19 protein-coding genes are annotated in these 24,330 nt (G+C 33.1%); 13 read left to right on the top strand and 6 right to left on the bottom strand.

Features of this window, described 5'->3' with window-relative positions; all coding sequences use genetic code 11:
- Positions 1 to 152: 152 nt before the first annotated feature.
- The 9 genes from J2Y38_RS08610 to J2Y38_RS08570 all read left to right on the top strand — a co-directional run bounded on the left by J2Y38_RS08610 (position 153) and on the right by J2Y38_RS08570 (position 14,683).
- The gene (locus J2Y38_RS08610; protein WP_309841294.1) at positions 153 to 2,954 is read left to right on the top strand and encodes a triple tyrosine motif-containing protein; all 2,802 of its coding nucleotides are present in this window, start codon (positions 153 to 155) and stop codon (positions 2,952 to 2,954) included.
- Positions 2,955 to 3,195: 241 nt separating this feature from the next.
- Entirely contained in the window at positions 3,196 to 6,231 is a 3,036-nt protein-coding gene (locus J2Y38_RS08605) for a TonB-dependent receptor (protein WP_309841292.1), read from the top strand.
- An 11-nt stretch (positions 6,232 to 6,242) separates the two neighbouring features.
- A complete protein-coding gene (locus J2Y38_RS08600; RefSeq protein ID WP_309841290.1) occupies positions 6,243 to 7,742 on the top strand; it encodes a RagB/SusD family nutrient uptake outer membrane protein in 1,500 nt (499 codons plus the stop codon).
- An 11-nt stretch (positions 7,743 to 7,753) separates the two neighbouring features.
- The gene (locus J2Y38_RS08595) at positions 7,754 to 9,361 is read left to right on the top strand and encodes a hypothetical protein (RefSeq protein WP_309841288.1); all 1,608 of its coding nucleotides are present in this window, start codon (positions 7,754 to 7,756) and stop codon (positions 9,359 to 9,361) included.
- A 57-nt stretch (positions 9,362 to 9,418) separates the two neighbouring features.
- Positions 9,419 to 11,077, top strand: a complete 1,659-nt coding sequence (locus J2Y38_RS08590) for a family 16 glycosylhydrolase (protein WP_309841287.1) — start codon at positions 9,419 to 9,421, stop codon at positions 11,075 to 11,077.
- Positions 11,078 to 11,149: 72 nt separating this feature from the next.
- A complete protein-coding gene (locus J2Y38_RS08585) occupies positions 11,150 to 11,908 on the top strand; it encodes a glycoside hydrolase family 16 protein (RefSeq protein WP_309841285.1) in 759 nt (252 codons plus the stop codon).
- 312 nt (positions 11,909 to 12,220) lie between these two features.
- Positions 12,221 to 12,805 (top strand): RNA polymerase sigma factor, encoded by a 585-nt coding sequence (locus J2Y38_RS08580; RefSeq protein ID WP_053473705.1) that lies wholly within the window; start codon positions 12,221 to 12,223, stop codon positions 12,803 to 12,805.
- A gap of 50 nt (positions 12,806 to 12,855) precedes the next feature.
- The gene (locus J2Y38_RS08575; RefSeq protein ID WP_309841281.1) at positions 12,856 to 12,999 is read left to right on the top strand and encodes a hypothetical protein; all 144 of its coding nucleotides are present in this window, start codon (positions 12,856 to 12,858) and stop codon (positions 12,997 to 12,999) included.
- 619 nt (positions 13,000 to 13,618) lie between these two features.
- The gene (locus J2Y38_RS08570; protein ID WP_309841279.1) at positions 13,619 to 14,683 is read left to right on the top strand and encodes a tetratricopeptide repeat protein; all 1,065 of its coding nucleotides are present in this window, start codon (positions 13,619 to 13,621) and stop codon (positions 14,681 to 14,683) included.
- Positions 14,684 to 14,699: 16 nt separating this feature from the next.
- Here the strand turns inward: J2Y38_RS08570 and nth are convergent, their stop codons facing one another.
- A complete protein-coding gene (gene nth / locus J2Y38_RS08565) occupies positions 14,700 to 15,356 on the bottom strand; it encodes an endonuclease III (RefSeq protein ID WP_056206362.1) in 657 nt (218 codons plus the stop codon).
- A gap of 98 nt (positions 15,357 to 15,454) precedes the next feature.
- Here nth and bcp point away from each other — a divergent pair, with 98 nt between their 5' ends.
- A complete protein-coding gene (gene bcp / locus J2Y38_RS08560) occupies positions 15,455 to 15,907 on the top strand; it encodes a thioredoxin-dependent thiol peroxidase (RefSeq protein ID WP_309841278.1) in 453 nt (150 codons plus the stop codon).
- A 281-nt stretch (positions 15,908 to 16,188) separates the two neighbouring features.
- Here the strand turns inward: bcp and J2Y38_RS08555 are convergent, their stop codons facing one another.
- Complete coding sequence (locus tag J2Y38_RS08555) at positions 16,189 to 17,649, bottom strand: nicotinate-nucleotide adenylyltransferase (protein WP_073482627.1); 1,461 nt, start codon at positions 17,647 to 17,649, stop codon at positions 16,189 to 16,191.
- 90 nt (positions 17,650 to 17,739) lie between these two features.
- On the opposite strand from J2Y38_RS08555, the gene J2Y38_RS08550 reads away from it, so the two are divergent.
- From J2Y38_RS08550 to J2Y38_RS08540, 3 genes are read left to right on the top strand one after another with little or no spacing between them, the layout of a single operon-like run.
- Positions 17,740 to 18,504, top strand: coding sequence for an MBL fold metallo-hydrolase (locus J2Y38_RS08550; RefSeq protein ID WP_309841277.1), 765 nt, complete (start codon positions 17,740 to 17,742; stop codon positions 18,502 to 18,504).
- 12 nt (positions 18,505 to 18,516) lie between these two features.
- Complete coding sequence (locus J2Y38_RS08545) at positions 18,517 to 19,020, top strand: hypothetical protein (RefSeq protein WP_309841276.1); 504 nt, start codon at positions 18,517 to 18,519, stop codon at positions 19,018 to 19,020.
- A 48-nt stretch (positions 19,021 to 19,068) separates the two neighbouring features.
- Positions 19,069 to 19,494 carry a hypothetical protein gene (locus J2Y38_RS08540; protein ID WP_309841274.1) on the top strand — a complete coding sequence of 142 codons (426 nt, stop codon included), beginning with the start codon at positions 19,069 to 19,071 and terminating at the stop codon, positions 19,492 to 19,494.
- A 133-nt stretch (positions 19,495 to 19,627) separates the two neighbouring features.
- Here J2Y38_RS08540 and J2Y38_RS08535 read toward each other — a convergent pair whose 3' ends face one another.
- The 4 genes from J2Y38_RS08535 to J2Y38_RS08520 all read right to left on the bottom strand — a co-directional run bounded on the left by J2Y38_RS08535 (position 19,628) and on the right by J2Y38_RS08520 (position 24,089).
- Positions 19,628 to 20,272, bottom strand: coding sequence for an alpha/beta fold hydrolase (locus J2Y38_RS08535; RefSeq protein WP_309841272.1), 645 nt, complete (start codon positions 20,270 to 20,272; stop codon positions 19,628 to 19,630).
- A 227-nt stretch (positions 20,273 to 20,499) separates the two neighbouring features.
- Positions 20,500 to 20,826 (bottom strand): hypothetical protein, encoded by a 327-nt coding sequence (locus J2Y38_RS08530; protein ID WP_309841270.1) that lies wholly within the window; start codon positions 20,824 to 20,826, stop codon positions 20,500 to 20,502.
- A 4-nt stretch (positions 20,827 to 20,830) separates the two neighbouring features.
- Positions 20,831 to 22,081 carry a dihydroorotase gene (locus J2Y38_RS08525; RefSeq protein WP_309841268.1) on the bottom strand — a complete coding sequence of 417 codons (1,251 nt, stop codon included), beginning with the start codon at positions 22,079 to 22,081 and terminating at the stop codon, positions 20,831 to 20,833.
- Positions 22,082 to 22,160: 79 nt separating this feature from the next.
- Positions 22,161 to 24,089 (bottom strand): BatA domain-containing protein, encoded by a 1,929-nt coding sequence (locus J2Y38_RS08520; protein WP_309841266.1) that lies wholly within the window; start codon positions 24,087 to 24,089, stop codon positions 22,161 to 22,163.
- Positions 24,090 to 24,330: the final 241 nt, after the last annotated feature.

The raw sequence follows: 24,330 nt of genomic DNA, 5'->3' as shown, positions 1-24,330 counted from the left end.
ACCGTTGGAACGCAAAGTATTATAACAATTGTTTTCCTCTGGTAAAAACCGAGGATTATTTGCAAAGATTTTATTTTACTAAAAATTATTGTTTCACTCTAAAATGTGCTATTTTAGAACTGTTTTAGTATTATTTAATATCCTGACCAAATTTGAAAACTAAACTAACTACCTTGTTGTTTTTGATGAATTTCTTGCTTTTTGCGCAGGAACTTCCGCCAATTGTTAAATATTCTTCATCTGTTTACGGAGCTGGAAATCAGAGCTGGATGATTTCACAGGACGATGAAAATTATCTGTATTTTGCTAATAACGACGGACTATTAGAATATAATGGAACCACTTGGCAATTGTATACCGGACCGAATGAAACTATTATTCGATCTGTAAAAGTGATTGGGAATAAAGTATATACAGGCAGTTACATGAATTTTGGTTATTGGACCAGAAATGAAAATGGCAAACTAAAATATACATCACTCAGCGATAAAATTAAAAGCAAAATTTTAGACGATGAACAGTTTTGGAATATCTTAAAATACGATCAATGGATTTTGTTTCAATCTTTAAACCGAATTTATATTTATGATACTAAAACAAGAACGTTTAATATCATCGCACCTAAAAATGGTGTTATAAAGTCATTTTCGGCAAAAAATGCTATTTATTTTCAAACCATTAAAGAAGGGCTTTTTGAAATTGAAAGCGGAAGAGCAAAATTAGTTTCAGATAATCCGATTTTAAAGAAATTTACAATTGCGAATGTTTTTACGACAGATGATGGTTTACTGATTCAAACGCAGCTGGACGGAATCTACAAACTGACAGGAAATTCCCTAACCAGAGTTCCTACAGATGTGGATGCAGAATTAAAATCAAGTTTCGTTTACAGCAGTCAGCGTCTTCAGGACGGAAGTTTTGCTTTAGGAACGGTTTCAAATGGAGTTTTTATTTTATCAAATAACGGAAAACTAAAATATCACCTCACACAGAGTAAAGGTTTAAGCAATAATACGGCTTTGTCACTTTTTGAAGATAAAGATCAAAATTTATGGGTTGGATTAGATAACGGAATTAACTGCATCAATATTCAGTCACCAGTACACAGTTTTACAGACGACACAGGAGTTTTAGGAACTGTTTACGCATCGGCGGTTTTTAACGGAATGCTTTACATTGGAACAAATCAGGGATTGTTTTGTAAACCAACGCAGAGTAACGCTGAATTTAAATTTATAAACGGAACAAAAGGTCAGGTTTGGTCGTTGTTTACGTATGATAATACACTTTTTTGCGGACATGATTCGGGGACTTTTATAATTACAAACGATTCGGCAAGAAGTATATTTTCGGGTTCCGGAACCTGGAAGTTTGAACCTTCTCCAACAAATAAAAATCAGTTAATTCAAGGAAATTATTACGGACTTTCGGTTTTAGAGAAAGTAAATAATCAATGGGTTTTTAAAAACAAAATTCAGGGTTTTGATTATTCATCAAGATATTTTGAAATCACAAAGAATCTGGATGTTTACATAAGTCATGAATACAAAGGGATTTTTAGATTAAAACTCGATAAAGCGCTTTTAAAAACACATGATTTTTATACCTACAAATCTCCGGAAAAAGGAATTAGTGCCAGTTTGACCACTTTTAACAATTCAATTTATTATGCTTATAAAGGCGGGATTTTTAAATTAAATGCTAAAACAAGACAATTCGAAAAAGATACCGTTTTAAGTTCGATTTTTGAAAAAGACGAATATACATCGGGTAAATTAATTGTAGATCATTCGAATAAAATCTGGTTGTTTTCTAAAAACTACATTCATTATTTCTCTGCCAGTAAATTGAGTAATCAATTAAAGCAGAATATAATTCCTATTCCTTCCTCTTTAACCAATTCGATGCTGGGTTATGAAAATATCACCCAAATTTCTAAATCAACCTATTTGATAGGTACAACAGACGGTTATTATACTTTAAATATCGACGATTTAAGTTTTAAAAACTATGATGTTTTTATTACCGATATATTGATAAACAAGCAAAACGAAACATTTAAAAATGTTGGTATTCAGAGTGAAGGCAGTTTTGATTCTGATGAAAATAATATTACACTTAATTATACTGTTCCGGAATACAATAAATACATCAATTCTGAATACCAATATTTATTAGAAGGTTTTCAGGACGACTGGAGTGAGTGGAGTACAAAGGCGACTGTGAATTTTAAAAACCTTTCACCGGGAAAATACACTTTTAGGGTTAGGGCAAAATATGCTAATACAATTCTGCAGAATACTGCCGTATACACATTTATAGTTTTAAAACCTTGGTATTTGACCAATTTAGCTTGTTTTGTTTACTTTCTTTTGATTTTGGCAATGGCTTATTTTATTAATAAAGCATACCGAAATTATTATCAAAAGCAGAAAGAAAAACTTATTGAAGAAAATAATCTTTTACTGGAGATTCAGGAGCTTGAAAACGAACAGCAATTAATGAAACTTCGTAACGAACAGCTTTCGCAGGATGTTGATAATAAAAACCGTGAACTGGCGGTTTCGACAATGAGTTTAAACAGTAAAAACGAATTGCTGGCTTTTATTAAAGAAGATTTAAAGAAAACGTCTCAAAATGACAGTTCAAATATTAAATCTGTAATTAGTACCATTAATAAAAACATTACAGAAGAAGATTCCTGGAAGATTTTTAAAGAAGCCTTTGATAGTGCCGATAAAGATTTCCTAAAAAGGATAAAACAAATGCATCCTGCCTTAACACCAAATGACCTTCGTTTATGCGCCTATCTTCGATTGAATCTTTCCTCAAAAGAAATAGCTCCAATGTTTAATATTTCGGTTCGAAGTGTTGAAATAAAAAGGTATCGTTTGCGCAAGAAAATGGATTTGCAGCACGAAATCGGTTTAGTTGAATATATTCTGGCTGTATAGGAATTCAAAAATCGGCTTAAAAAAACTATACATTACCACAACATTATGCTTTTGTTGTGAAATTACGGTGCAAATGTTAAAGAAATTAACATTCACAAATTATAGCTACAGAGCGGTTTATTTTGTGATATCCTGAATTAAGACTAGATTTTTTTATGATGTATGTTTTTTGTTGAGGTTAATTTTATCGTTTTCATAAAGGGAACAGATAAATTTAGCTTTCAATAAAAACTAACTAATTATGAAATCTAAATTATTACTAATTGTACTATCACTGTGTACATCATTTGCGTTTTCGCAATCTATTGATGTAACCGGTACGGTAGTAGATGGCTCAGGTTTATCATTGCCTGGCGTTAATGTAAAAGTTAAAAGTTCGTCTCAAAGCACAACCACCGATTTTGACGGATCTTTTAAATTAACCGGAGTTCCAAAAGGATCTTTAGTTATTTTCAGTTATATAGGTTACAAAACGCAAGAAGTTGCAGTTTCTGGAACTAAATTAACTGTAAAATTAATTGAGGATGCAAGATCACTTGACGAAGTAGTTGTCATTGGTTACGGTACTCAAAAGAAAAGAGAGGTTACAGGGGCAGTTTCTGTAATAGACAGCAAAACAATTGACCTTATTCGACCAACGAGAATCGAACAAGCTCTGCAAGGTACCGTTACGGGTGTGAATGTAACAACTCAGTCTGGAGCACCAGGAGCACCATTGGATATTCGTATTCGTGGTATTGCTACAAATGGACAAAATGCACCAACAGCTATTATTGATGGTTATGTTGGAGATTTTAGTCTTTTAAATCCTAATGATATTGAATCCATAACAGTTTTAAAAGATGCTCAAGCGGCTATTTATGGAACAATTGGGGCAAATGGAATTATTTTAATTACAACTAAAACAGGTAAAAAGAATACTAAAACAAAAGTATCTTTTAATAGCTCTGTTGGATTTCAGGAAACATCCAGAAAACTTCCCACTTTAAATGCTACGGAATATGCACTTTTATTAAACGAAAGTTATGCTAACGGAGGTAAACCACTTCCTTATCCAAACGTAAGCGGATTAGGAAAAGGTACAGACTGGCAGGATGAAGTTTTTCAAATGGCTCCAATTGTCAATAATGATTTGAGTATTTCCGGGGGTTCAGATAACATCACTTATTCTATTAGTGGATCACATCTAGATCAGGAAGGAATCGTTGGGGGAGACAAATCTGGTTTCTTAAAAAATACGGCAAGACTTGCTTTAGGAGCGGATCTTAGCAGTAAAATTAAGCTTAAGACTAATGTTATATATACTTATTTTACCAGAAAAACATTAAATGAAAACGGTCTTGGCTCTGTATTGTTTAATGCACTAAATGTTCCTGCAACATTGACTCCTAAAGATGCAAACGGCAATTTTACTGTTGTGCCAAATACAACGGGATTAGGTAATGAAATTATTAATCCCCTTGCACAAATTGCAAATACGTACAACGATTATAATTATAAAAAATTAAACGGAAATTTTGGATTCGACTACAAAATCTTTAAAGGATTTACATTGACAAGTTCAATAGGTTTTAATACTTCAAACAGCGAATCAAAAACATTTGCTCCGCAAATAAGCTATGGAGGAAAAGTTTTTGATGTACAAAGAAGCTCTGTAACTCAAGGTTCTGTAAATGATAACAATTATTCATTTGACCTTTTTGGAACTTATAATACAAAAATTGCAGATGCACATAATATTACTGGAACTGTAGGTACAACTATTTTTAAAGAATGGGGTAATGGACTTTCTGCCACTGGTTTTGATGTACCTAATAATTCTTGGGAATTTGCAGATATTTCTTTAACAAAAGGAGTTTCAGCAACTTTGACAAACAGCTCTTATGTTTATGATCAACGCAGATTATCTTATTTTGCAAGGCTGCAGTATGATTATAAAGAGAAATACTTATTATCTGGAATGATTAGACGTGATGCTTCTACCAAATTTGGACCAGGGAATAAAGTAGGTTATTTTCCATCTGTTACAGGAGGATGGATTGTTTCTAAAGAAGATTTCTTTGGAACTCCTAAATTCATTAATTTCTTGAAATTAAGAGGAAGCTACGGAACATTAGGAAATGACCAAATTGGAAATTATAGATATTTAGGTACTTTGAGCGGAGAAGCAACTTATGTTTTTGATGGCGCTCTTGTAAACGGTGTAGCCACAGGGGCAGTTCCAAATCCAGATGTAAAATGGGAAGAAGCTAGAAAGCTTGATATTGGTTTGGATATGAGAATATTAAATGACAAAGTTTCTATTGTAGCAGATTATTTTAGTGATACAAGGAAAGATTTATTAATTGGAGAAATTCCTGTTTCAGGTATTAATGGAACAGGTGCTCCGGGCTCTGGTGCTCCAACTATAAACGCAGGAACAGTAAAAAATTATGGTTTCGAATTTGCTATCGATTACAAAGAAAATTTCTCAGATTCGTTTTCAATGAATGTAGCTTATAATGTTACGTTTATTAAAAATAAAGTTCTGGAAGTAAATAACGGAACTGGTTTTATGGAAGCAGGAGGATTTGGTGTTGGACAGCCTGCACCTGCACGAATGGAAATAGGAAAGCCAATAGGATATTTCTATGGATATAAAACCGATGGTATTTTTCAAAATCAGGCAGAAGTTGATGCTCACCCATCGCAATTGGCTTTAGGAGCGAATGCAGCGCCAGGAGATCTTCGCTTTGTTGATGTAAATGGAGACGGTGTAATTGATACAAAAGATAAAACCAATATTGGTGATCCAATTCCTGCTGCAACAATGGGATTCAATCTTCAATTAAATTATAAAAACGTTGATTTCGCAGTTTACACTTTTGCATCTGTAGGAAATGATATGGTTCGTAACTACGAAAGAACACTTTCTGATGCAAATCGTATAGATTATGTTTTAGACAGATGGACAGGTGAAGGATCTACAAATTCAACACCAAGAGTTACAACAGGTGCAACGTCAAACAATGTTTTTTCTAATTATTTTGTAGAAGATGCTTCATACCTTCGAATTCAGAATGTTCAGTTAGGATATTCTCTTAATCCAAGTGTTGCTCAAAAAGTAGGAATCACAAAATTAAGACTTTATGCAGGAGTAAATAATTTATACACATTTACTAAATACCAAGGTTACGATCCGGGAGCTTCAAATGGTGCGCCAATTGGAGGTGGAATTGATTATGGATTTTATCCTACTCCAAGAACCTATTTAATGGGTTTAAACATTAATTTTTAATTTCAATTAAAATGAAAAAATATTTATTTACAACCGTTATATCTCTTACTCTGTTTTCGACCTTGTGTATTTCTTGTTCGGATGAGTTTGTAGACCCTAAACCAGAATATTCTATCGATTCTGAAAATTATTTTAATTCAAAATCAGATTACGATCAGGCTTTGGTTGCTGCTTACGATTTACTTCAGGCTTCTTATGTAAATGTTTTATTAGGAGAAATTGCTTCAGATAATACATTAGCAGGAGGAGAAAGCCCAACAGATGTTATCGGGTTTCAGCAAATAGATGATATGATTCATACTCCGGTAAACAGCAACTTAAGAGATATCTGGAACTGGATGTTTGCAGGAGTTCAAAGAGCTAATTATATTCTTGAATTTCAAGATAAAACAGATTTTCCAGAGAAAACCCAAATTATTGCCGAAGCGCGTTTTCTTAGAGCATATTACCAGTTTGAATTAGTAAAATGGTTTGGCGGTATACCAATGAAAGGCGATGCGAGATTTAAACTTGGAGATGAAAAAAAGATACCGCGTTCATCTGTTCAGGAAGTGTATGCTTCGATTGAAGCTGATTTAATTTTCGCATCGGCTAATTTAGCACCAAATGCTTCTCAAAAAGGACGTGCTACTAAAACTGCTGCTCAGGCATTATTAGGAAAAGCTTATTTATATCAAAATAAATTTACGCAGGCAGCAACGGTACTAGAATCTGTAATTACTTCAGGAAAATATTCTTTAGTAACAGATTATAATTCAATATTTGAAATGGATGGAGAAAACGGAGCAGAATCTATTTTTGAAGTGCAATATACAGATATTGAAGGAGCTGGATTTGGATGTTTACAATGTAGTGAAGGTAACGTGGCTGTAGGTTTTAGCGGCGTTAGAAATTTCTCAGGACCACTTTTTTCTTCAGGATTTAGTTTTAACATTCCAACTCAGGAAGGTGCAGATTCATTTGAAGTAGGAGACAGACGTAAAGATGTAGCTATTTTAGACATCGCTGCTTTTGCTGCTGCAAACTCTAATTATGATGGAGGAAAAGGAGTTAGCTATGGAAAAGGAAATGAAGATACAGGTTTCTTCAACAGAAAATATATTCCAAGAAAAAGAAGCTCAAATGCACAGGGAGATTTGAACTTAACAAATCCAAATAACTACAGATCAATTCGTTATGCAGACGTTCTTTTAATGGCTGCAGAAGCTTACAACAGAGGTGCAATTGATGACGCAAAAGCAAGAACATATTTAAACCTTGTTAGAGCGCGTGCATTTGGAGATAATAACCATAACGTAACGGCTTCTGGAGCTGCACTTACAGATTTTATCTGGGCAGAAAGAAGAGTAGAACTTTTTGGAGAAGGACATCGTTTCTTTGATTTAGTAAGAACTGGCAAAGCTGTTGGAACAATTCCTGGATTTAAAGCAAATAAAAATGAATTATTTCCACTTCCAATTGAAGAAATTCAATTCGCAAACGGTAACTGGTCGCAAAATCCTGGATATTAAAAAATACTATTATGAAAAAATTACATTATATATTAAGTCTTGTCGTTTTAACGCTATTCTTTAGCTGTTCAAGCGATGACAGCAATATTGATTTAGAAGGTGTTAGTGCACCGGCAAACATATCTGCTTTGACCACTGTAACTCAGGATAACTCCGGTAAAGTAACTTTTTTACCAAAAGGAGAAGGAGTAACACAATACAAAATAAATTACGGAGACGGATCGCCAGAATCTGATTATTTTCCTTCTGGAGGAACTGTAACACACGTATATAAAGAAGGAACTTACCAAAGCAAAATTATTGCAATGGGAATTACAGGAAAAAAAACCGAAGTAACACAAGAGGTTTTAGTTTCGTTTAAAGCTCCGGAAAATTTAGTAGTGGTAATAACAAACGATTTATCAGTTTCTAAGAAAGTAACCGTAAAAGCAACAGCAGATTTTGCATTGTTTTATGATGTTTATTTTGGAGAAGCAGGAAAACCAGATCCAATTTCGGCTAATAACGGAGAATCAGTTTCATACACTTACCAAGCGGCTGGAGTTTACACAATCCGTGTGGTTTCAAAAAGTGCTGCGATTAAAACAACTGAAAAATCTCAGGAATTTGAAGCAAAATTAGTTCTTAATCCAACAACTTCGGCACCAACGCCTCCAAACAGAGCAGCCGGAAATGTAATTTCTATTTACGGTTCTAAATACACGAATGTTGCGGGAACTAATTATTTCCCAGATTGGGGACAAGCAGGACAAGGAAGCAGCTGGACAGAATTTGATTTGAATGGCGACAAAATGTTGAACTATATCAAATTAAGCTACCAGGGAATTGCTTTAGCAGATAATGTTACAGTTGATGTTTCGGGTATGGATTACATTCACATGGATGTTTGGACAGCAGATTTACAAAAAATCGAAACTTCATTAATCAGTAAGACAAATGGAGAAAAACCAGTTGTAAAAGATCTTACAGCAAATCAATGGACAAGTATTGATATTCCAATTTCGGCATTTACAAGTCAGGGATTAACAGTAGCAGATATTTTCCAATTGAAATTTGTGGGAACACCTTGGGCTGGAGGAACTGTATTTATCGATAATATTTATTTCTATAAAGACGTCGAAACATTAAGCACAGCAGCACCAACGCCAACAAAACCGGCTTCAGATGTTATTTCATTATTTAGTGATGCGTATTCAAATATTGCCATTCAAACATGGCGTACAGATTGGTCAGCAGCAACATTAGAAGAAACTGCTGTAGCAGGAAATGCAGTTAAAAAATACTCAGATTTAAATTTTGTGGGTATCGAGCCAGTTACAACAATTGATGCAACCGGAATGACACATTTCCACGTAGATGTATGGTCTTCAGATTTTACAGAATTCAGAATCAAATTAGTTGATTTTGGAGCCAATGGAGTTTACAATGGAGGAGGAGATGATAAAGAACACGAACTTAAATTTACCGCTCCGGCACAAGGACAATGGGTAAGTCTGGATATTCCTTTAAGTGATTTTACAGGATTAACAACCAGAGCTCATATTGCACAGCTTATTTATTCTGGAACACCAACCGGAAGTCATACCATATATATTGATAACGTTTATTTTCATAAATAAAAAATGAACCTTATTAATCGATTAAAATGAATTTACATTTTATAAAAAAATAACAAAATGAAAAAATATAATAAATACTTCGTATTACTTTTTGCTCTGCTATTAGCAATAAGTTGTCAAAAAGATGATTTTGCTTTTGGCGATTTGGCGGCGCCCTCTAATATTCAGGTAACAGCTGAAATTATAGGAAAAACTGCTGATGCTCCAAACGGAGACGGATCAGGAACGGTAAAATTGACTGCAAAAGCAGATAACGCTGTTTCATTTAAATATGTTTTTAGCGATGGAACATCTGAAACTTCACCAAGCGGTATTTTTACAAAGCGTTTCACAAAAACAGGAGTAAATACCTATACTGTTACAGTAATTGCAAACGGAAGAGGCGGTGTAGCATCAAACACAACACTAGATATTACGGTATTAAGTAACTTTAGCGATGATGAAGCTGTAACGTTCTTAACTGGTGGTTCATCTAAAAAATGGTATTGGTCAGCTTCAGAAGCAGGACACTTAGGAGTTGGTCAAAACGATGGCGATGCGACTAAAAACTACTATGCAAACTACTATATGGCAGGGCCGTTTGAAAAAGCAGCATCGCCGGCAAGCAGCTGTTTATACGAAAACGAATTGACTTTCTCAAAAGATGGAGATCAATTGAAATTTGAATTAAACAACGGTGGAGCAACATTCTTTAACGCAGCTTTTGCAAGCGTAGGAGGAGGAAGCGGACCAGATGATGCTTGTTTAACTTATAATACAAGTGGCGTTAAAACAGTTTCATTAAGTCCATCAGAATCTGTAGTTACCAAAAATCCAAACCATGCAACACAAACAAGAGGAACAATGTTGAACTTCTCTGATGGTGGATTTATGGGGTACTATATTGGTCAAAGTTCTTACGAAATCTTGTCAATCACTGCAAACAGAATGGTTGTAAGAGCCGTAATGGGAGGAAACCCTGCATTAGCTTGGTATCATATTTTCACTACTACAAAACCTACTCAAAATCCAACAACAGATTATACAAATCTGGTTTGGTCAGATGAGTTTAATACAGATGGAGCACCAGATGCGACAAAATGGAATTATGATTTAGGTAAAGGAGATAACGGCTGGGGTAATAATGAAAAGCAAAATTATACCAATTCAGCAACAAACGTAAAAGTACAAGGAGGTAATCTGGTTATTACAGCTAAAAAAGAAGCTTCTGGCGGTGCAGATTATTCATCAGCAAGATTAAAAACAGATGCGAAATTTGCTTTTACATACGGAAAAGTTGAGGTTAAAGCTAAACTCCCAATTGGCAAAGGAACATGGCCTGCAATCTGGATGCTTGGACAAAATTATGCTTCTAAACCTTGGCCTGCCTGTGGAGAAATAGATATTATGGAGCATGTGGGTAACAATCAAAATGTGATTTTGAGTACGCTTCATTATCCTGGACACTCAGGTGGAAATGGTAACACAGGATCAAAAACATATGCTAACGTTTCGACAGAATTTCATGTCTATAAAGTAATCTGGAGCCCTGCATCGGTAAAAACTTATGTAGATGACGATTTACTTCATTCAGTTCCAAACGATGGTTCATTACCTTTTAACAGCGACTTTTTCTTGATTTTAAACGTAGCAATGGGAGGTAATCTAGGCGGTAATATTGATGGTGCTTTCACTCAGTCTTCTATGGAGATTGATTACGTGAGAATTTATCAATAGAATATGAGTTAATTAATTAGTAATTAGGAGAAGGTCAGTTTCGGCTGGCCTTCTTAATTTTAAAATTATACTATGAATAAAATAATTTTACTATTGTTAATCTGCAGCTTTTCATACGCGCAGGAAACAAAGAGGAAATTGGTCTGGGAAGAAAATTTCAATACTAAAAAATTAAACGAAAAAGTCTGGAATTTTGAACTCGGTGACGGCTGTCCAAATTTGTGCGGTTATGGAAACAACGAAAGACAAATCTATACTAAAACCAATCACGAATTTAAAGATGGAAATTTAGTTATTGAAGCCAGAAAAGAAGGAGAAAAATATACGTCGACAAAAATCACAACCAAAGGAAAAAAAGATTTTAAATACGGCCGAATCGAAGCAAGGGCAAAACTACCTATCGGACACGGTTTATGGCCGGCTTTCTGGATGTTAGGTGCCAATATTGATGAGGTTAAATGGCCAAAAACAGGAGAAATTGATATTTTAGAATATATAGGAAGAGATCCACATATGGTTTATACAACTCTTCATACACAGGACAGTCACGGAAATACGATTAATACCAAAAGAACAGAATTTCCAAATATTGAAGAAGGTTATCATGTATATGCAATTGAATGGGACAAAGATAAAATTGCTTTTTTTGTAGATTCAACTTTAGTCTATACCTTCAATCCTGAAGTTAAAAATGAAGATACATGGCCCTTTGATAAACCATTTTATATTATCGTAAATTTAGCCATTGGAGGTAATTTTGGAGGTCCTGAAGTGGATGATTCAGTACTTCCTCAAAAATATTACGTCGATTATGTACGTGTTTATCAATAAAAAAATATAGAATGAAAATTTACCCAAAAAGCAGGTGTAAATAGCTTAAATGTTTAATTGTAAGTTATTTACATTTGTTTTTTAAAACGTTTTTAACAGCATTTTTTTAACTTTTTTTATCGAAAATAGCCTCTGTAGCAAAAAACTTAACGTTTTAATGTTAATTATTATTGTTTTTGTTTGCTTTTTAAAATAAATATTTGTTAAATTTGGTCACAATAATTAACATAACTCAAAAAAGATCACGCCTATAAAATAAAATTACTTTTTAGAAAAATTACTCCAAATTATTAAAACTAAAAAAGTAGTATTATGGCTGATCTGCAAATTCCAGACGCTCTATTAGTAAAAAATTATGTTGAAGGCAGTGAAGCTGCTCTTGCAACATTAATAAAAAGGCACGAATCTAAAATATATGGATTTATATATTCTAAGATTGCTGATAGAGATATTTCAAATGATATTTTTCAAGATACTTTTATTAAAGTAATTAAAACCTTAAAAAGTAATTCCTATAACGAAGAAGGTAAATTTCTTCCTTGGGTAATGCGTATTTCACATAACTTAATTGTGGATCACTTTCGCAAAACCAAAAAAATGCCAATGTACAGAGAAACCGAAGAGTTTTCAATCTTCTCTATCATGTCTGACGATTCATTAAATGTTGAAAGCAGAATGATTGTAGATCAGGTTGAGGTTGACTTAAAAAGGTTGATCGAAGAGCTTCCTGAAGATCAGAAAGAAGTGTTGGTAATGAGAATGTATCAGGATATGAGTTTCAAAGAAATATCAGAATTAACAGATGTAAGCATCAATACTGCATTGGGAAGAATGCGTTATGCACTTATGAATTTGAGAAAAATAATTGACAAACATCAAATTATTTTAACCAACTAATACTATTTTGAATATTAGCCCGTTATACTATTATAAAACATTTACATAGTATGGCGAAAATTTACTCAAAAAAAGCGTTAGCTTCTAAAGATTTGAAACCTAAAAAAGAAGTAATTTCTTTTTTACTAAATTATTCACAGGCTTTAACGGTTGTGAAAATTGAAGATAAAAATTTTGAGATTATAGCTAATTAAACAGCCCGCTGCTTTAGTCGGATGTTTATTTCGAAAGAAAAACCAAATGGTCGTTTTGGTTGAAAGCTCACTATTTGTATGCAAATACAGATAGTGAGTTTTTTTTATGTCTTAAATCCTAAATTTTACTCTGTTATGATATATTCAAAAGCATGTTTTTCCAGAACAGTTTTTTCTAATTATTTATTGTATTTCTTCGTTTTATCTAAAATATGATTTTGATTTAAAATTATGTTTTTGTTAAAATTTAATATTTTTAATCAAAATATTTCTTTATTCAATAATTAATTTTATTTTAGTTAAAAAATAACTATTATTTCATAAAAACATAAGAATTTTTCGTATTAAAACATTTCAATCACCCTAATTTGTCCAACCAATAACCAAAAACCTATGAAAAAAAACTACTCTGCCTTATTTCGTTTTGTTTGTTATACCCCTTAGTTATTTACTAAGAAGTTTGATTTTTTGAGAGATTAAATTTAGAGATTTATGGCAATTTTGATCTCTAAAACTTATTTTTCATTTAAACGCAGGCTGAAGTGCTAAACTATCAGCTTTGCAGCAAAATTCATTCAAAAAACTAAATCTATTTTAACAACCAAAACCCAACCGAAATATGAAAACGAACCTAAAGATGTTATCAATGCTGTTATTGATAAATGTCGCAGCATTTGCTCAAAATGATCAAATAAAAGAAGCGCAGTCTTTATACGATAAAGGAAAAAGCGAGGAAGCATTGGCGATTTTAAACAAAACAGAATACCTTATCCTTAATGCGTCAGATGAAGCCAAATCTGATTATTATTTTTTAAAAGGAAATGTATATAAAGATTTAGCTGGGAAAAATATAGATGCAGCTAATAATTTTACGTTGGCCTCACAAGCTTATCAGGATGTGTTTTTGTACGAAAACGAATCAGGAAAGTTTAAATTTACAGTTAAAGCAAATGCTGCTTTAAAAGCTATGAAATCTACTCTTGTTAATGGTGCAATGACCGATTTTAATGCTGGAAAATTCAAAGAAAGTGCTGAGAAAAGTTATAAAGTTTATTTATTTGATAAAAAAGACACATTGAACTTATTTAACGCTGCAGCATCTTCTATAAATGCTAAGGATTACGAGTCGGCAGTAAAATATTATGAAATCTTAAAGAAGATAAATTTTTCCGGAAAGAGAATGATGTATTACGCTACAAACAAGAAAACAAAAGAAGAAGATTTTTTTGTTTCTACAAAAGCCAGAGAATCTGCTATAGAACAAGGGTTTTATGAAAGACCAAGAAACGAGCTAGTTCCTTCAAAAAAAATAGAGGTTAACAATAATTTAGCTTACGCTTATTTAGAGAAAAGAGATTATCCTAAAGCCGAAGCAGTTTATAATTATGTCTTGGAACTTAACCCTAATTACCTCGATGCCTATATAAATATGGCATATTTGAAACTGCAAGTCAAAAAAGATTTAGCTGATGAAATAGCTTCTTTAGGAACTTCACCATCTGAAATGCAAAAATATGACAAACTAAACGCTAAAAAAGATGACATTGCCCGCAGTGCAATCCCGTATCTAAAACAAGCGCTTATTATTGAACCAAAAAATCCAGAAGCTACAAAAACACTTTTGGGAGTATATCGATCACTTGATATGACAAACGAATACAATGCTCTAAAAAGCAGTATGTAAAATAAAAAAGAAGCTGCTAAACTTTCTTTTTAGCAGCTTCTTCTATTATAGATTTTTTACCAATTGTTCTCGTAATAATATCTTTCTCTAAACTCCAGCCTCTAGCGGGCGAATATTCACGTCCGTACCAAATAATCTGTAAATGCAGATCATTCCATGTATCTCTCGGAAATAATCTTTTAGCATCCTTTTCAGTCTGTACAACATTTTTTCCATTCGAAAGATTCCATCTGTACATCAGCCTGTGAATATGTGTATCAACTGGAAAAGCCGGAACTCCAAAAGCCTGAGACATAACAACACTTGCTGTTTTATGTCCAACAGCCGGCAAAGATTCAAGCGCTTCAAAACTCTGCGGAACTTCACCATTATATTTTTCAATCAAAATTTCAGACAAACCGTGAATTCCCTTTGATTTCATTGGTGATAAACCACACGGACGAATAATTTCCTTAATTTCTTCCACTGACATCTTTACCATATCATACGGATTATCTGCCTTTGCAAATAAAAGCGGCGTAATCTGGTTTACTCGAACATCAGTACATTGTGCTGAAAGTAAAACAGCAATTAATAAGGTATATGGGTCTTTGTGATCAAGCGGGACAGGTATAGTAGGGTAGAGTTCTTTTAACGTATTTATAACAAATTGTACGCGAGCTTCTTTATTCATTTCCGTAATTTTAAAGTGTAAAAATAGCGATTTATAACTTATAAGCTATCTTTGTTTTAAATCTAAAATCAACAATCTGAAATCTAAAATAAAAAGATATGACAACATTAAAAGCCGGAGATAAAGCACCAAACTTTTCAGGAACTGATCAAGACGGAAATACACATAAACTGGCAGATTATGCTGGAAAAAAATTAGTGGTATTCTTTTATCCAAAAGCAAGTACGCCGGGCTGCACAGCCGAAGCTTGTGATTTAAGAGATAATTTTCACCGTTTTCAGGCAAATAATTACGAACTTCTTGGTGTAAGTGCTGATAGTCAAAAGGCGCAAACCAAATTCAAAGAAAAATACGAATTACCATTTCCATTATTAGCCGATGAAGATAAATCTGTTATCAACGCATTTGGTGTTTGGGGACCAAAAAAGTTCATGGGAAGAGAATACGACGGAATCCACAGAACAACTTTCGTAATCAACGAAAAAGGAATCATCGAAGAAGTAATCGAAAATGTAAAAACAAAAGAACACGCAGCACAGATTTTGAAATAAGTTTTTTTGTTTCAGGTTTTCTTTGTTTCAAGTTTCAGGTTGCTTTGCGTGTAATTTTAGCGCAAAGCACGCTAAGTTTTTACGCAAAGTACGCTAAGGTTTTTTGTATGTAAGTTTTTATAAAAAAACAAAGTTCGCAAAGCTTAATCAACACAAAGCTTTGCGAACTTTAGGTATTGTAAATGCAATCTATAATAGAAAACCTTAGCGTGCTTTGCGTTAAAAAAAACATTCATTCAAACCTGAAACAAAAAAAGTCCCAAATTAAGGGACTTTTTATATTAAGCTTTTTGCTCTAGTTCTTTCTGCGGATGATATCCAAAAAGATGATGTTCTTTTATAATCTCTGCAACACCAGACGGAAGCATTGGTTCCCAGCCGGTTTTTCCTTGTCCAATCATTTTTAAAACTTCTCGAGAGAAAACATTTAATATGTTTGGGTTGTAATCTTTAATGTCAACAACTTTACCGTTAAATTTAAAGAATTTGTATAATTCTTTCATTCTAGGATGAACTTTCAGGTTGTCAGAAGTAATAACTTCGCCATTATCGCCTAACATTGGATATAAGAATACTTTCATATCGCGGTAGAATAATTTTCCGAAAGCTTCCAGAATTCCACCACTTAAATGACGGTAGTATTTCTCATCAAAAATATCAACAAGATTGTTTACACCCATTGCTAATCCCATGCGGGCTTTGGTATAATTAGAGAAATACTCCACAACTTTGTAATACTCCTGGAAATTTGAAATCATAACCGTTTGACCAAGTGAACAAAGCAGCTCGGCTCTATCCATAAAATCACGCTCATCAATCTCACCATCCGAACGTAAATTCGAAAGTGTAATTTCAAAAACTACTAATGTATTATCTTTCTCTACTTTATTTTCTTCGAGAAACATTTTTAATGATTTCTCGTACATATCAAGATTCACATTTGTAACCGGGCGGAAACTTCCTCTAAAAGCAAGAAGGTTCTTTTTGTATAAAACAGCTGCCGGTAAAACATTTTTTCCTTCCGGATTAAACATTACGGCATCCGTCATTCCGTTTTTAACCAGCTGTAAACTCATCAAACGATTGTCAACATCAGCAAAACGAGGTCCTGAAAAATTGATCGTATCGATCTCTAATTGATCCTTATCTAAGTGATCGTACAAATAACGCAATAAACGTTTTGGATCATTATATTTATAGAAAGCACCGTAAATTAAATTTACACCTAAAATCCCGAGTGTTTCTTGTTGTAATCTGGCATCAGTCTCTTTAAAACGAATATGAAGAATAATTTCGTTATATGCCTCGTCTGGTTCAATCTGGTATCGAATTCCAACCCAGCCGTGTCCTTTAAACTGTTTGGCAAAATCTATGGTTGCTACTGTATTAGCGTAGCTGAAGAAAAGTTTATTTGGGTGTTTTTCTCTGCTCAAACGTTCTTCGATCAATTCTCCTTCAAACGTAAGCATTTTTTTAAGTCTGTTTTCGGTAACGTATCTTCCGTCACTTTCAATCCCGTAAACAGCATCACTAAAATCTTTGTCATAAGCCGACATCGCTTTTGCAATAGTTCCTGAAGAACCTCCGGATCTGAAAAAATGTCTAACTGTCTCTTGTCCAGCGCCAATTTCAGCAAATGTTCCGTAAATATTCTCGTTTAAATTAATGCGTAAAGCTTTGTCTTTTATAGAAGGAATCTGTTCGATGACCTTGTCACCTTTGAGTTTTATTTCTGTACCCATTTTATTTTAAATAGATTTGTTACAAAGTTAGTAAATTAGGGTTCTAATGAAAGAGAAATAATCCTATTTTTGTAAAAAAATTAAGTTCAATTGAAGGTCTATTTTTTAGGTACTGGTACTTCTCAAGGCATTCCGATCATCGGAATCGATCATCCCGTTTGTAAAAGCACTGATGCTAAGGACAAAAGGCTCCGCGTTTCCATCTGGATTACATGGGACGAGCATTCATTTGTAATCGATTGCGGTCCCGATTTTAGACAGCAGATGCTTTCCTGCGGATGCCGTAAACTCGATGCCATTTTATTTACACACGAACATGCAGATCATACTGCCGGTTTAGATGATATTCGTCCGTTTAATTTCCGTCAAGGCGAAATTCCTATTTATGGACATAAACGTGTACTTGATAATTTAAGACGACGTTTTGATTATGTTTTTGAAACCGTAAATAAATACCCGGGCGCTCCGAGTGTAAAAACTATTGAAGTTAAAAACGACGAACCTTTTGCAGCTGGAGATAAAATCGCGATTCCAATCAATGTTATGCACGGTGATTTACAGGTTTTTGGATATAGAATCGATGATTTTGCTTATCTAACTGATGTAAAAACAGTCGAACCAATTGAAGTTGAAAAACTTAAAGGTTTAAAAGTTTTGGTTGTAAATGCTTTGCGCGTTGAACCTCACGATACTCATTTTAACTTGCAGGAAGCACTTGATTTTATTAATCTGGTAAAACCTGAAAAAGCTTATTTAACTCACATTAGCCATGTTTTAGGTTTTCACGAAGAAGTGCAGAAACAACTTCCTGAAAATGTTTATCTGGCCTACGATAATTTAGAAATTACAATTTAATTATACCACAAAATGAAAAAATCCTTAATGCTTTACCTTTTTATCCTTGCGATATTAATGAATGTTTTTACTTATATGTTTTACAGCCGAGAAGTGCAATTTGGCGAAAAAAGATATGAGAAAACAACTAAAAAGCTAAGAGATAGTATTAATTTGATGTCAGCTAAATTAGCCGATGCAGATTATTTTTCTTTGGAACACAATGAAAATGCACAAAATTATTTTGATAATAGTGCTTCTGGAGGAAAAGTAATTTTATTTGAAAAACTAATTCCGGTTGTAACCGAAAAACTTTTAGATTTCAATGCAAATCCAAAAGGGAACCCATACACTGGGCAAGATCAAATTGGACCAAATAAATTTATCATCAATAAAGTGAAAATTTTAAATCACCGCTGGATCATTGCAGATTATAGTAATGGCGAATTATGGGGAGAAGTCTTGTTAAAATACTTTGTTGATAATAATGATAATATTACCTTTGAAGTAAATCAAACTTGGTTATATCAAAAATAGGATTTTTTAATCCTATTTTTTTTTGACTAATAATTAAAAATGAGGATTATGAAAAAGATGTTTTTGTTTACGATTATCGCTGCTGCGACATTTTCTTGTGCTAAAAAAGTTTCTCAGGAAAACACAACCGTTAAAGAACCACAGGAAAAGAAACTAGTGGGAGGAGACTCTGATGCACACGGATGTAAAGGTTCTGCAGGTTACACTTGGTCAACGCTTAAAAAAGAATGTATCCGAATTTTTGAAGGAACAAAACTGTCGCATGCAGAAGAAACAGGTAAAACGTATACAACCGCTGCTTACGTAATTTTTGATGGAAACAAAGCGGAGCTTTTTCTGGACACTCAAAAAGAATCCATTATTTTAGAAAGAAAATCTGAAGGAGATTCGTGGAATAAAGATGATTATCAATTAATTCCCTGGAAAGGATATGTCCTGAAAAAAGGAGGGAAGATTATTTATACAGGAGAATAATTTTAGTATTCAGTGTTCAGTTTTTTAGTGTTCAGTGATTTGCGCAATCAAAAAAACTTTGTCAAAGTTTCGAACTTTGACAAAGTTCTAGCTGTAAACTGCAACTGAACACTAAAAAACTGAACACTGAAAACTAACTAATCAGCCAATTCTTAAAATCAAAGAAATTTTGTGGAGCAACACCGTGACCAACAGGATATTCTTTGTAAGTAACCGGAATATTTAATTTTTCTAAAATTGCAGGAGTTTTTCTCGCCCATTCAATTGGAATAACCTGATCTACAGTTCCATGAGAAGCGAATATTTTTAAGTTTTTGAAGTCGTTTTTCTCAAAACCTTCTTTAATAATTTCTTCATTAAAATAACCACTCATTGCTACAACTCTCTGAATTTTTTCAGGATACGAAAGCGCAACAGAGTAACTCAAAATAGAACCCTGACTAAATCCAATTAAAGTTACGTTATTTGCATCAATAGGGTAATTAGCAACCAATTCATCAATAAAAGAAGCAATTACATCTCTCGAAGTTTTAGCTTGTTCATTATCTGAAAATTTATTCTGATCTGCATCAAAATTGATCGCATACCAGGCATAAGCACCATATTGCAAATCATAAGGCGCTCTTGCAGAAATGATATAGTAATTATCTGGAAGTTCAGAAGCAAACGAAAATAAATCAGCTTCGTTACTGCCATATCCGTGTAATAAAAGCAATAACGGATTTTTATCTAAAATTACTTTTGGTTCTTGTATTTTATATTCTAAAGATAGATTCATTTTTTAATTGTGAATTGTAAGTTGTGAATTATAAATTTTAAACTTTGTGAAAGATTTAAACTTTGACAAAGCGATTAGATAATAAAAAATCTGTTTTTATCCGCGTTTTTGCTTGCAAATCTGCGTCATCCGTGTTCTAAATTTATACGCTGATAAAACAGATTCGCTAAAGCGAAAACGCTGATTTCAACGGATTTCTTTTTTTTAATTTCGAATTTTCTTTTAATCTATCCAATAGATTTAAACCATTTTTGAAACACATTTCCAACTAAAGGAATTGGTCTCATCTGGCCTTGAATAGCGCTGAAAATTCCATAAGTCCACAGAATTGAAATACAAATCCACATTGGAAAAGTGATAAAAAAGCTGTCAAAATTACTGATTATAGCTCCGAAAGAAATAAAAGTCAGCGATAAACCTAAAGCCTGACGAATATGAAAAGAAGCAAAACTATTTTTGTTTTCAGAATTCATAGACATTGCAATCAAAACGCCAATGATTAATATGTAACTCGTAATGGCAATTGATTTTCCTTCTTCGATTGTATTGTTCATTGTATTATTTTGTAACAAGTTGATTTTGATTTAAAATTCCGTAAACAGAACCTTTAAGTTCAGTTCCTAAAAAAGCAGAATTTTTAGATTTTGAAAGAATATTTTCTTTCGTAAAAGTTGATTTTCCTTCTGGAGTAAAGAAAGTGAAGTTTGCTTTTGCACCTTCTTCGATTGTGTTGTTTTCAAGACCAAAAACAGTTCTTCCCGAAGTTAGTTTTGCAATTACAGTTTCCAGAGGTAAAACCGTTAATAATGCTCCAAAAGCACTTTCAAGCCCAATTGTTCCGTTTTTAGCAGTATCAAATTCCATTTTCTTGAATTCAATATCAATGGGATTGTGGTCAGAAGTAATTGTATCGATAGTTCCGTCGGCAATTCCGTTTAGTAAAGCCTGTCTGTCAACTTCGGTTCGTAATGGCGGCGTCACTTTAAAACGCGTGTCAAAACCGTCTAGTTTTTCATCGGTTAAAACCAAATGATGTACAGAAACACTTGTCGTTACGTTTAAACCTTTTGCTTTAGCTTCTCTAATTAATTCAACCGATTTTGCTGTAGAAATTGTCGGGATATGAAGTTTTCCGCCTGTATATTCCAATAAAAATAAGTTTCTCGAAATTTGAAGTTCTTCGGCTAGATTTGGAATACCTTTCAAACCTAATCTTGTAGAAACGATTCCTTCATTAGCAACTCCGTTTCCTTTTAGATTTGGATCTTGCGAATAAGTAATAACCAAACCATCAAAATCCTGAACATATTGCAATGCAATTTTTAGCAAATTAGCATTATCAATACTTCTGTTATAATCTCCAAAAGCAATTGCTCCGGCTTTTTTCATGTCGTAAAGTTCTGCCATATCTTTTCCTTCGCTGGCTTTTGTTAAAGCACCAATTGGGAAAATTTCTGTAGCAAAACTATTTGCTTTATTTTTTACAAAATTGACTTGAGATTGATTGTCAATAATCGGAAAGGAGTTTGGTTGCAGTGCAATTGCTGTAAAGCCGCTTTTTGCTGCAACATTTAATCCGTTTGCAATAGTTTCTCTGTCTTCGTAACCTGGTTCTCCAAGAGAAACGCTGCTGTCAAACCATCCTTGAGAAACATGAAGATCATCGAATCTTACTACTTCTGCATCATCATTTGGAAGAGAAACTCCTATTTTTTCAATTAAACCATCTGCAATTAAAAGATCAACGGTCTGGTTATGAAACGGACTTTTTGAGTCGATAATTTTGGCGCTTTTGATGATTATTTTCATATGTAGAGAAATTTATTTTAATTGAAACAATGAAATTATTTTAAAACATTAAAACTTAATATTCTTAATGGTGAAAAAATTACTTCACGAATTTTATAATCGCCATTTCTAATGCTAAAAATAACAGTGCAAAGATAACAAACCATTTCCAAATTTGGCTGTCAGTCCGCTCAGTTTGTAAGGTGTTAAAAATGGTCGAAATCGTATCTGCGGTTTTAAAATCAGAAACTACATTTGTGTTTACCTGATTCAAATCGCTTTCGGTTCTTTTGTAATTGAAACTCAAATTTTCAACCCATTCTTTTTTGTCAAAAATGCTGTAATTTCCAGCTGTTTCAGGGAAATTATTAAACGTTAATTTAACTTTATTATTCAAAATTTGCTGAATCGGAATAAACGAATCTTCTATTCCTTTTACTTCCAGAATTGCATCTTTCGTCAGCAAAACATCAACAAAATAAGGTTGATTATTTCCAATCGTTAAAGCATTTACACCTGTTTTTTGATTGTTCTGCGCCATTTTATAAAACAACGGAACAATTAAAGGTGATTGCTGAAAGTTTGAATTTACTGCATTTATTGGTGCAGAAAATACCGTGATTCCAGCAGTTGGGTTTTGAATTGCCGTTACAAATGTACTTTGATCTTCATAAGATAAAACGGCTGGATATGGACTTGAAATATCAAATGAACTGTTTGTTTTTGGATACTGAAAATTCGTGATTTTATTTTCAAAAACTCCCGAAAATAACGGATGATCAAAATTAATTTTGGTAATGAGTTTGCTTTCAGTTTTAAGATTGTTGAACTGAACTTTTCCAAAATTTCCTAAAAATGAATTCAGGTTTGAAATAGAACTTTTTTCAGAAGGAATTACAACTAAGTTTCCGCCTTTAGAAACAAACGCTTTTAAAGTCGTTTGTAAAGCTTGCGGAATTTCAACTAATTCATTTAAGATTATCGTATTTTGTTTTTCTAAACTATTGTAATCTAAAGAGTTGATAGAATAATTGTTGTAATTGAATTCCGCAGAAGTGTAAATTCTCGATAGGAAATTACTTTTTTCAGGTTCGCCAATGCTGATTACATTTGTTTTTTTGTTTTTAGAAATGCTGAAAAACAATTTGTTATCATAAGTTAAACCATTGTCTTCGATAGAAACATATCCGTGAAAAGCTTCTTTTGGAATTGTGAAGTTGATTTTCTTTTTCTTCGCATCAAAATTGATGATTGTTTTGGCAATCAGTTTATTTTGATTGTATAAAGCAGTCGAAATTGGTTTAAAATCTTCTCCGTAACCTGAAAGATTAACGCTTATTTCGTAGAAATTTTCTAAAGTCTGATTGATGTAAACGCTGTCAATAGAAACATTATTTTTTTGTTCCGCTTCCGGAATTATGAAATAGGGTTTTTCTTCAGAATCAATGTTTTTAATATCATTTTCAGTTAAACCTACAGCATCAGAAATAATGACAATATCTTTTTTATGTGCCGATTTATGCGCTTTTACTTTTGCCATAATCGACGAAAGTTCAAATGGTGTTGCGCTGTAATTTAGATTTTGTAACGAGCTTTTAACTGACTTGATATCTGTATTCCAGTAATTTTCTGTGTTTGTCAGCAATGAAAATTGAGCTGTTTCGGGAGTGTTTTCGAGTAATTCCTGAACAACACGTTTTAGCAATTCTCCTTTTTTGCCTTTTGCCTGCATACTAAACGAATTGTCTAAAATAATATACATTTCGTTTGAAGCATTTTTACTGTCTTTTGCTTCAAAAAAAGGTTGTGCGAATGCGATAATGGCGCAGGTAAGCAATAAAAGACGGGTAGCAAGCAATAATCGTTTTTTGATTTTTGAGCTTTTACGAGTCTGGATTGCCAGTTCTTTTAGGAAACGAACATTTGTAAAATAAGAAGTTTTAAATCTTCGTAATTGAAATAAGTGAACCAAAATTGGAACAATCAATAAAAAAAGAAAGTATAGAATTTCGGGATGTTTAAAGTGCATTCTGGCTTCGATTTACTTCGCTACTTTTATTTTTCACGAAGATGCTGGTCAAAAATACAAATTTTTAATTAAACCAGATAGGCAATATTTAGTTAAACCATATAAGTTATATAAGAGATTATAAGCAGGAGGTTATGCGTTTTTATTAAATGAACTTATATCACTTATATGCTGAAAATCCATTTTGAAAAATGTAACTTTTCTGTTTTTATTTGTAATGATCTAAAAGATATTATTACGT

It is taken from the genome of Flavobacterium sp. 2755 (assembly GCF_031455715.1).
Lineage (GTDB): Bacteria > Bacteroidota > Bacteroidia > Flavobacteriales > Flavobacteriaceae > Flavobacterium.
Note: the sequence above shows the minus strand (reverse complement) of the source record. Positions and strands in the feature narration are given on the sequence as shown.